General features: G+C 39.5%; 13 protein-coding genes, 1 pseudogene and 1 riboswitch. Of the genes and pseudogenes, 10 read left to right on the forward strand and 4 right to left on the reverse strand.

Annotation, left to right across the window (positions count from 1 at the left end; translation table 11 throughout):
• Window positions 1-97 precede the first annotated feature (97 nt).
• Window positions 98-209, forward strand: a riboswitch (SAM riboswitch).
• A gap of 262 nt (window positions 210-471) precedes the next feature.
• The 6 genes from ACFWE9_RS23805 (at window position 472) to ACFWE9_RS23830 (ending at window position 5,169) form a co-directional block, all read left to right on the forward strand.
• Window positions 472-1,494 (forward strand): methionine ABC transporter ATP-binding protein, encoded by a 1,023-nt coding sequence (locus ACFWE9_RS23805; protein ID WP_230162468.1) that lies wholly within the window; start codon window positions 472-474, stop codon window positions 1,492-1,494.
• Window positions 1,495-1,507: 13 nt separating this feature from the next.
• Entirely contained in the window at window positions 1,508-2,158 is a 651-nt protein-coding gene (locus ACFWE9_RS23810) for a methionine ABC transporter permease (protein ID WP_230162513.1), read from the forward strand.
• A gap of 21 nt (window positions 2,159-2,179) precedes the next feature.
• On the forward strand, window positions 2,180-3,052 hold the full coding sequence (locus tag ACFWE9_RS23815; RefSeq protein WP_230162470.1) for a MetQ/NlpA family ABC transporter substrate-binding protein: 873 nt from the start codon (window positions 2,180-2,182) through the stop codon (window positions 3,050-3,052).
• Between the two features lie 88 nt (window positions 3,053-3,140).
• Window positions 3,141-4,340: a M20 family metallopeptidase gene (locus ACFWE9_RS23820; RefSeq protein ID WP_377359127.1), complete on the forward strand. Its 1,200-nt coding sequence runs from the start codon at window positions 3,141-3,143 to the stop codon at window positions 4,338-4,340.
• A 270-nt stretch (window positions 4,341-4,610) separates the two neighbouring features.
• Window positions 4,611-4,805 carry a Fur-regulated basic protein FbpA gene (locus ACFWE9_RS23825; protein ID WP_230162473.1) on the forward strand — a complete coding sequence of 65 codons (195 nt, stop codon included), beginning with the start codon at window positions 4,611-4,613 and terminating at the stop codon, window positions 4,803-4,805.
• A gap of 163 nt (window positions 4,806-4,968) precedes the next feature.
• On the forward strand, window positions 4,969-5,169 hold the full coding sequence (locus ACFWE9_RS23830) for a Fur-regulated basic protein FbpA (RefSeq protein ID WP_230162475.1): 201 nt from the start codon (window positions 4,969-4,971) through the stop codon (window positions 5,167-5,169).
• A 30-nt stretch (window positions 5,170-5,199) separates the two neighbouring features.
• Here the strand turns inward: ACFWE9_RS23830 and ACFWE9_RS23835 are convergent, their stop codons facing one another.
• From ACFWE9_RS23835 to ACFWE9_RS23845, 3 genes are all read right to left on the reverse strand, one after another.
• Complete coding sequence (locus tag ACFWE9_RS23835) at window positions 5,200-5,793, reverse strand: dienelactone hydrolase family protein (protein ID WP_377359129.1); 594 nt, start codon at window positions 5,791-5,793, stop codon at window positions 5,200-5,202.
• Window positions 5,794-6,109: 316 nt separating this feature from the next.
• Window positions 6,110-6,274, reverse strand: coding sequence for a YjcZ family sporulation protein (locus ACFWE9_RS23840; RefSeq protein WP_377359131.1), 165 nt, complete (start codon window positions 6,272-6,274; stop codon window positions 6,110-6,112).
• A gap of 191 nt (window positions 6,275-6,465) precedes the next feature.
• A complete protein-coding gene (locus ACFWE9_RS23845) occupies window positions 6,466-6,804 on the reverse strand; it encodes a VOC family protein (protein ID WP_230162515.1) in 339 nt (112 codons plus the stop codon).
• A 150-nt stretch (window positions 6,805-6,954) separates the two neighbouring features.
• On the opposite strand from ACFWE9_RS23845, the gene ACFWE9_RS23850 reads away from it, so the two are divergent.
• The 3 genes from ACFWE9_RS23850 (at window position 6,955) to ACFWE9_RS23860 (ending at window position 8,553) form a co-directional block, all read left to right on the forward strand.
• Complete coding sequence (locus tag ACFWE9_RS23850) at window positions 6,955-7,569, forward strand: undecaprenyl-diphosphatase (protein ID WP_230162477.1); 615 nt, start codon at window positions 6,955-6,957, stop codon at window positions 7,567-7,569.
• Between the two features lie 108 nt (window positions 7,570-7,677).
• Window positions 7,678-8,103 carry a 3-hydroxyacyl-ACP dehydratase FabZ gene (fabZ, locus tag ACFWE9_RS23855; RefSeq protein ID WP_377359134.1) on the forward strand — a complete coding sequence of 142 codons (426 nt, stop codon included), beginning with the start codon at window positions 7,678-7,680 and terminating at the stop codon, window positions 8,101-8,103.
• 27 nt (window positions 8,104-8,130) lie between these two features.
• Window positions 8,131-8,553: an NUDIX hydrolase gene (locus ACFWE9_RS23860; protein WP_377359136.1), complete on the forward strand. Its 423-nt coding sequence runs from the start codon at window positions 8,131-8,133 to the stop codon at window positions 8,551-8,553.
• Window positions 8,554-8,623: 70 nt separating this feature from the next.
• Here the strand turns inward: ACFWE9_RS23860 and ACFWE9_RS23865 are convergent, their stop codons facing one another.
• The gene (locus ACFWE9_RS23865) at window positions 8,624-9,205 is read right to left on the reverse strand and encodes an LOG family protein (protein ID WP_230162483.1); all 582 of its coding nucleotides are present in this window, start codon (window positions 9,203-9,205) and stop codon (window positions 8,624-8,626) included.
• Window positions 9,206-9,302: 97 nt separating this feature from the next.
• Between ACFWE9_RS23865 and ACFWE9_RS23870 the strand changes: the two are divergent.
• Window positions 9,303-9,624 (forward strand): annotated as a pseudogene (locus ACFWE9_RS23870) (MazG nucleotide pyrophosphohydrolase domain-containing protein).
• Window positions 9,625-9,782: the final 158 nt, after the last annotated feature.

Consider the following 9,782-nt stretch of genomic DNA (forward strand, 5'->3'; position numbering starts at 1 on the left):
TAACTATACTATGAAAATAGTTAGAACGATAAAAATTAGGGTTGACTTAAGTGAAAATTGAATATATAGTGAAGGACATAATTAAATATAACGTTAATTCTTATCGAGAGATGTGGAGGGACTTGGCCCTATGATACCTCGGCAGCGGGTTTTTACTATTGTAAAAATACTGTGCTAATTCCAACGGACGAAAGTTTGAAAGATAAGAAGGAGCTTTTCTTAGATAATTAAATTAAGAGTTTACTCTTTTTTATTTCTAAAGGAGGCCTCTTCTGTCTGATGACGGAAGAGGCCTCTTTTGTTTATTCACAATGAATATGGTTGTCATTTGGGAAAATGGTGCATGAACTCGTGAGTTTGGCTTTCAAAGCACGGGATCATCAAACGAATGTAACCCTATCATTTTGAAACTTTGCAAAGCTCTTCTCTGATAATGAATTTGTAGAAATTAACAACTTGGGGGGAGATAGGATGATTGAGTTTCAAAATGTTAAAAAGGTTTATCAAACAAAGAAACAGACCGTTGAAGCTTTGAAAGGAATCAATTTGACAGTAGAAAAGGGAGATATATTCGGTGTAGTCGGTTATAGCGGAGCCGGAAAAAGTACGTTGATTCGGTTAGTCAATCTGCTTGAACATCCATCAGATGGCCGTGTAATCGTTGGGGAGAAGGATTTAACTTCATTGAACCCTAAGGATTTACGGGCAGAAAAGAAAAAAATCGGGATGATCTTTCAGCATTTCAACTTACTTAACTCAAAGACCGTTTTTGATAATATCGCCATGCCGCTGGTTTTGTCGGGAACGCCCAGTAAAGAAATCAAAGAGCGGGTAGGCGAGTTGCTGGAGTTCGTTGGCTTATCAAGCAAAGCAAGGAGTTATCCGGAACAATTATCCGGAGGTCAAAAGCAACGGATCGGGATCGCGAGAGCATTGGCTACAAACCCATCGATCCTATTATGTGATGAAGCTACGTCGGCATTGGATCCACAAACCACTAGTGCTGTTCTGCAGCTCTTAAAGAAGATTAATAAAGAATACAATATTACCATTCTGTTAATCACTCATGAAATGTCTGTAATCAGGGAAATTTGCAATAAGGTTGCGGTCATGGAAGGCGGATGCGTGGTTGAGCAAGGTTCGGTTTTCGAAGTTTTTGCGAAGCCGCAAACGGATATTGCAAAAAACTTCGTGAGAACGGTCATACATGACGAGATACCACAAAGTTTCCTGAAAAGCATAGGGACCCATATCCCGATTATTTGGAAAATTAACTTTATTGGGACTACTTCAGGAACCCCTTTACTTTCAACCATCTCGAAGAAATATGATGTTCATTTAAGTGTATTATCAGCCAATATTTCTGAAATTCAGGAAACGCCCTTTGGGAATTTGATCATCGAAGTGACAGGGAACAAAAATGAGGTGGACAAGGCTTATCAATATATTAAAGATGAGGGGATTCTCGTCCAGGAGGTGCAGATAAATGGGTAATACGCTTTGGGGAATGGAAATAACAGCCGAGCAGCTGTCGACAGCTTTCGGTGACACACTTTATATGGTAGCCATCTCATTGGTATTTTCCGGATTGATCGGGCTTCCGCTCGGTATCCTGCTTGTCATTACGAGGAACGGTCACATCCTGGAGAATAAATGGATCTTTAATGTATTGAACCCGATCATCAATATATTACGGTCGGTTCCTTTCATCATCTTGCTTGTCGCACTGATTCCTTTTACTAGAATGATTGTGGGCAGTGCAATCGGAACGAATGCAGCAATTGTTCCACTGATCTTTTATGCAGCTCCTTATATTGCCCGGCTTGTGGAAAACTCCCTGTTGGAAGTGGACAAAGGGATCATCGAGGCAGCTCAGGCAATGGGGGCAACGACATGGCAAATCATATATCGCTTTTTGATACCTGAGGGACTTAGTTCATTGATCCTTACATTTACAACCGCGACGATTGGCCTTGTTGGATCTACAGCCATGGCAGGTGCCGTCGGTGCAGGCGGGGTGGGAGATTTGGCCTTGGCTTACGGTTATCAAAGGTTCGATACGATGACGATGGTCGTCACAGTAGCGGCGCTCGTGATCATCGTTCAATTACTGCAATCCACCGGGAATTTCGTTTCAAAAAAAATCAGAAGAAGATAAAAATTAGAGGAGGCAGGAAAAATGAAGAAAATCTTATTAACAATTATCGTATTAGCATTGGCCGTCGTGGCTGCAGCATGTGGGAGCAAAGAAGGTGCAGCAGGCGGTTCAGATGATGTAAAAACAGTAAAAGTGGGTGTCAGCAGCGGGGATACGAGAACGTGGGAATACATTGTCGACTTAGCGAAAAAGAAAGGCCTGAATATCGAACTGGTCACTTTTAACGATTATATCCAACCGAACCTTGCGTTAAGTGAAGGCGAAATTGATGCGAATTCATTCCAAACAGTTGCCTACTTCGATGAATTTGTTCAAGATCAAAATTTGAAATTAGAACCCATCGGGTCGACTGTCATTGCGCCAATGGGTCTTTATTCGAAAAAGCATAAAAGCCTTAAAAGTCTACCGGATGGAGCTACCATTGCCGTTCCGAATGAAGCTACAAACTTTGGCCGTGCATTACTCCTTCTTCAAGAAGCTGGCTTGATTACATTGAAAGAGGAATTCAATGGGTCGGGATCATTGGAAATCATTAAAGATAATCCGAAAAAATTGAAAATCAAACCTGTTGCTGCCGGCAATACGCCGCGTCTATTGGATGATGCCGATGCCTCTGCAATTAATAACAACTTTGCCGTTGAAGCAGGACTTACTTTAAAAGATGCATTATTCCATGAAAGTAAAACGGCAAAACCATATATTAATATCATTGCGGTTAAAAAGGGAGATACCGATCGTCCTGAGCTGCAAAAATTAGTAGAACTTTACCAATCGAAAGAAGTGGAAGCGTTCATTGAAAAAACGTTTGACGGAAACACGATTCCTGCATATGTATCTGTAGATGAATTAGTGAATTACCAAGATGCCTGGACAAAACCGGCTAGTGAAAAATGATGATTGAAACAAAGTGAAGAATTGCCGGATAGATTCAAGATACCTATCCGGCTTTTTATACCCAATAAATAAAAAGGGAGATAAGGATATGGGAATTGAACTAGTGAAGTCGCATCAGCAAATCATTGCAGATCACATCGATCAGCATTCCAAATTATATGTTGAAACGAGTCAAGCCATCCATGCCAAACCCGAAATTGGCAATCAAGAGTTCTTCGCTTCGGATACGTTAACCAAATTACTTCTAGATGCAGGATTTGAAGTGACCCGCAATATAGCTGGGCATGAAACAGGATTCATCGCCAAAAAAACTTCTTTAAAGAATGGCCCCACAATTGCCTTTTTAGCCGAGTATGATGCATTGCCTGGTTTAGGTCATGCTTGCGGTCATAATATCATTGGCACAACGAGTGTAGCAGCAGGAATTTCCTTGGCTCAAGTGCTGGAGGAGACAGGCGGAGAAGTGATTGTTTTCGGAACGCCTGCTGAAGAGGGCGGGCCGAATGGTAGTGCAAAAGGCAGCTTTGTGAAGCATGGTCTTTTTGATGAGGTGGATGCAGCCATCATTATCCATCCTGCTGGGAAAACGGGTGTAACAAGTCCGTTTTTGGCTGTCGATCCACTTGATTTTCATTTTTATGGAAAATCAGCACATGCAGCTGCAGCTCCTGAACAAGGCGTGAATGCTCTTGACGGAGTGATTCAGCTGTTCAATGGCATTAATGCTTTGCGACAGCAGCTCCCATCCGAGGTCAAAATCCATGGAATAATCACCAATGGCGGGGAAGCGCCTAACATCATTCCTGAATATGCTTCAGCGAGGTTCTACATCAGGGCAACAACATGGAAACTTTGCGAAGAGGTATCTCGAAAAATACGTGATGTAGCAAAAGGGGCGGCACTTGCCACAGGAAGTACGGTTGAAGTCGAACGTTTCCAAAATGAAGTACTCGATTTTGTGATCAATCCAGTCCTTGATGACCTGTTAAAAGAACAACTGACGCAATTAGGGGAAGAGGTGGCTCCTAGAAAAGAGGATGGTTTTGGTTCGACAGATGCAGGAAATGTAAGCCATGTGGTACCGACAGCCCATCCATATATAAAAATTGGACCAGACGAGTTGATTGCCCATACGAATGAATTCCGTGATTGCGCGAAATCCCCAAGAGGAGACAAAGCCATCCTTACTGGAGCAAAAGCTCTTGCACTAACAGGTTATCGTTTGATTTCAGATAAAGACCTGTTGGATAAAGTTAAAACGGCATTTCATGAAGCGAAGCCAAAGTAATGATAAAAAAAGCTACCCAAGAAAGAATCAAGCCAAGTAAATTTAGAAAAATAAAAATTTATTGTTGACTATGGGGCACAGAGTTTGTAAAATAAGAAACAATAATACTGAGTAGTTCGATAAGAATTATAGGTTAATTGACCGGATAACCGGAGACTTTTCTTTCATGTAAAGAGATGTCTCCGGTTTTTTTTGGTAAAAGGGCAAGCAGGAAGATCCCGACCGAATGATTCCACCGTAGTTGTTCAGATAATAAAGGAGGTTTTTATTATGGGGATATTATTACGTAAAGCTATTGAGAAGAAAAGGAACTTTCTAATCAACAAGTTGATTAACGAGGGAATTTATAAAAAGAATGACACCCATTTATTTGAATTAACCTTAACCGACTTAGAGGAAGAATATATGAAAATAAAAAAGAATGATTCCTTGCCTTCTGATGAGCCCTGTTTGAATATCTATTAATTCATATATTTCAGACAGGAAGTGGTACGTTGAACTGTTGGAACAGGTATTCTTCAAAAAAAACAATAGATGTAGCAACCATTCGTACCCGCCCCGCGTCTTGCCTCAACCTGATTTATTTATGCTTCTAACACCATCAAATAACAAAAAAGGAGAGGGTGAAATGAGAAAGGGTGTGGAAGAAAAACGGAAGGAATTAATCTATAAACTCATGATCTATCATGTAAATAAAAGTGAGGAACAGCTGTTGAAGCTTTCTTTAACAGAATTGGCAATAGAGTACAAAAAGATTCAAACAGACAGTCATCCCCATAGTGATGCGGGTTCGATACATTGGATCAATACAAAATGTAAAATTGAATGAAAGAACAGGTGGCTTAGTGTCACCTAGGTTCTACTGCTTCGTAAAAAAATTCATCATGGTGCTAAATGCCCTTTGAGCGGATTCAACTTTATATTTTAAGGTGTAAGGGTCACTGAATCCGTGTTTTCCGTTGAATTTATGTAAGTCGAAATTCTTTACTTTTAACATTGAAATCAATTCATCCACATTAAAGGATTGTTCTTCTTCCGGAAAGAATAGCAGTGTAGGGCATTGTGGCTCCAATTCCACATAATTCCTAATGCGAGAGCCGTAGTATCCAACTATTCCATCGACACTTTCTTCCTCACTGCACAGCCAAGCTACAGTTGCCCCTAAGCTGAATCCAATGATAAATATTTTTTGGTATTCATCTTTAACATCCGATATAATATTTTTTATTTTTTGTAAAGCGCCTGAGAAACCTACGTTCTTCATGAAATAATGATAAGCCTCTTCCTCTTGGGAATAAGCAAAAGGTGTCTCCTGTGCTAATAAATGCGGACAAATGACATCGAAATTCTGCTTTGATAATAATTCACAAAACCCTTGTATATGTTGGTTAATTCCATAAATTTCATGAATGACAATGATTACAGTATGTGACCCTTTCTGTATGTGCAGCATGTTGTACCCCCTTGTACGGATACTCCCATTATACTAAATTAATTACCGGTTCCAGTTAGCGCTGCCTTAGGTCATAAGAAAAAAACTAAAATAATTTTCGGTTCCTCCTTTTTATGAACGGTCGAACTTTATTAAAATTCGCAGGAAAGCAGGATGTTGGAGAATTGCCCGAATTGTTTTGTTGGGTAAGTTGAATGGCCTTAATTTTTATGATAAAGGTGGAAGAATATGTACCGACAATATAAGCTTTTTATCTTGGAGGTGGGAATCAAAAGTAAAGAACCGACCAATTAAGGTCGGTCTTTTTCATTCTATATTAGCAGTATCCGCCATATCCTTGACCGCCGCCGTACCCGCCGCCGTACCCGCCGCCGGCACAACTACAACCGACAATGATTAAGAGTATAAACAATACGACTATAAAGGCGAAACCTCCACCAAATCCAAAACCGCGGTCAAAATCATGTTCACAACCTGACATATCGAAACATCTCCTCATTAGTTTTTAAGAAGGAATTAAATGGGTTATATAATTTTATGCTCTAATCAGGAAAATGACACAAATAGTCTCCAACTTTTTCATAAGATCAAATTTTTGAGGTGCACTTTTTAGAAATCGCTTCCCCTTTTTTGCATAAAGAAAAAAGCTGTCGTTAAGACAGCTCCGATAGTTTAACACAGTATCTCAACGCTAAATCCTCCGGGCGCTTCTACGTAAAAAGTATATCTGTGCAGGTGTTGTGGAGGCTTAACCATGAATCCATCATCTTTCAATCGTTGATTGATTCTGTTAACTTGTTCTTCATTTTCTTGAATGAATCCAACATGAAAAGTCTGGGGGTATTGTACATTTCGTCCTTTCATTAGTGTCAATACGGAACCATCGTCATCTAACATTGCGGCGAACCCGTCCCCGCGACTTCCTGTACAGGTCAGTCCAAAATATGTTTCTAAAAACTCACGTGATGCAGTAACATCATTAACTGTTAAATTTAAATGATTGATTTTCATTTGTTTCACCCTCTCTTTTTTTATCATACAATTTCTCATTAACCGTGTGACAATATTGTAAGATGGCAGCTTAAACTGTTAGGAAGAACGATGGCGATTTTACTCCCTTTCTCTTTAATATATAAGAAAAAGCGGAAAGTTGGGTAGATAATGGATTTTTTTGAACTGAACATTACTGTATTTAGAATGATAAATGACTTAGGGAAACAATACACTTATTTAAACCCTTCTGCCATTTTCATTGCCGAGTACATGGTATTTTTCTTAGCTTTAGCTGTCATCGTAATATGGTTCACTCGAAATGAACAGAGTAGAATGATGGTTGTTTGTGGGATGATTACGTTTGTAATAGCTGAAATGATGGGGAAAGTGGCAGGGAGATTGCATTCGAACAATCAGCCATTTGCTGAATTGACCAATGTTCATAAGTTAATTGAAAAAGCAGTGGATAATTCATTTCCAAGCGACCATACCATTTTGATTTTCTCGTTTTGTGTATCCTTTTGGCTTTTCAAAAGAGGATGGTGGTTGTTATGGATCATGCTGGCTTTCCTTGTTGGCATTTCCCGTATTTGGGTAGGTGTCCACTTTCCGGCGGATGTACTGACAGGAGCTATACTGAGTACCATTTCAGGCTTGGTGGTTTACCTTGTCGTTCCTAAAATAAACTTGATTCATAAATTATTAGGAGGTTACGCGAGATATGAACAAATGGTTCTATCCCCGTTAACTAAATCGAAGGGAAAAAAATCAAAGGATTTGTAAGCGAAATCAAAAAACAGGGCCGCATTGTGATAAATACAAAAATATCCATATGATGATACTGATGGTAAAATAAAGTAAAAGCAATCCATTGCAATGGGGGACTTACTATTGATTGATATCCAAGAAATCAAAGACATTATCAGGCATCGCTATCCATTTCTTTTAGTTGATAGAGTTTTGGAATTGGAAGAAGGAAATAGAGCGGTGGCCATTAAAAATGTAACAGCAAATGAAGAGTTTTTTACTGGTCACTTTCCAAATTACCCAGTGATGCCAGGTGTATTGATCCTGGAGGCATTAGCACAAGTTAGTGCTGTTGTTATGCTTACAAAAGAACAAAATAAAGGGCGGATCGGACTTTTGGCTGGGATCGATAGATGTCGTTTTAAAAGGCAAGTAAGACCAGGGGACCAATTACGTTTAGAAGTGGAGATTACTCGCTTGAAAGGCCCTATCGGTAAAGGAAAAGGATGGGCTACTGTCGATGGAGATACTGTATGCGAGACAGAGCTTATATTTGCTTTTGGTGGTTGATCAATAGGTTGCAAAAACGGGGGAATGATGGTGAAGCCGATAAAAAAAGCCTACGGATATGTGACACGAATCAATAATGGAGAAACACAGGTATTGGTTTTTCAACACCCTATTAGTGAAGCGGGTATACAGATACCCAAGGGAACAGTCGAGCCTCAAGAAGATGCATATCAAGCGGTGATAAGGGAAATGAAAGAAGAAACAGGTCATGAAAATTTTCATGTGGAGAAGTTAATTGCAGAAGATTGTTGGAAGAACGATGATGGTGTCATACATAATAGATTTTTTTATAAGATAAGTGCATCGAATGTTCCTGATGAATGGGACTATCAGCCAACAGGTGGAGGAGATGAAGAGGAGCTGACATTCCATTTCTTCTGGATTTCCTCTGAACATGAAGGTCAACTTATTAAAGGGCATGGAGATTATTTAAATCTGATTTTTAATTAACCCTTCAGTGCCAAGCAGTTATCACAACCGGCCAAGGTCATTATTGATCTTGGCCGGTTGTTTTTTATTATCAGGTTTGTTTTTCGGTAATGAAAGTTTTTACGGTTGGCGGTTCATATGTATTGAATTGATCAAGAAGTCCACTTGGTTCAACATCTACCATCGCCATGGAACGGAATTTTTCATGCAGGAACTGTTCATCGGACATATGATTGAATAAAGCGACCAAAGGATCATAATAATGATTGATATTTAAGAGTCCGCAAGGTTTTTGATGAAGACCAAGCTGTGCCCAAGTGAAAATTTCAAAGAATTCTTCTAATGTTCCTGGTCCACCTGGCAACGCCATAAACCCATCTGCAAGCTCTGCCATTTTTGCTTTTCTGTCATGCATGGATTCAACGACAATCAGTTCGGTCAGGCTCTTATGTGCTATTTCTTTTTTTTCTAGAAAATCTGGCATGACTCCAATTACTTTTCCGCCTGCTTCTAAAACGGAATCTGCAACCGCACCCATGATTCCTACACTTGAGCCCCCATAAACAAGGGTAATATTACGTTTTGCCAGTTCCACACCCAGTTTTTTAGCCTCTTCTAAATAGATAGTAGATGCACCGTTGCTTGATCCACAAAATACAGCTAGACTTTTCAAAATATCACATCTCCCATTTAGTAATCTTCCTTTCCTATCATACAAAATTCAAGGAGATTTGTTAAACCTGAATTATCTAAATGAAAGGTGGATGAATATGAACGTCACTGAATTTCAACAATGGGTAAAAGATTATTATGAAGCACGAGGATGGTCAGAATTGGACATTTTCATTCGCATCTGCTTTTTTGGCAGAAGAAACTGGCGAGGTGGCACGAGCCATTCGCTCCCTTGAAATTGGCAGGGATAGACCTGATGAGGTTATTGGTTCTTATGAAGAAAACAAACAGGAGTTAACCGAAGAATTGGGAGATGTGATAGGAAGCTTGATTGTGATTGAGAACAAGTACAATATCCCATTGGAAGTAGTGTTCAACGCCCATAAAAAGAAACTATCTGAACGCTATTATCATGCATAAGTTCCTTTGATTTAATTGATGAACATGAAAATCATCCTGCTTTAAACTTGAAGAGCTGTGACTATGAACTGCACCCCAATTGTTAGACAACATCTAACAATTGGAGGTGCAGTTTTTTTGACTAAATATACGATAGACGAAAAATTACATGCAGTTTT

Origin of the sequence: Peribacillus sp. NPDC060253, assembly GCF_042727425.1 — a bacterium.
Lineage (GTDB): Bacteria > Bacillota > Bacilli > Bacillales > DSM-1321 > Peribacillus.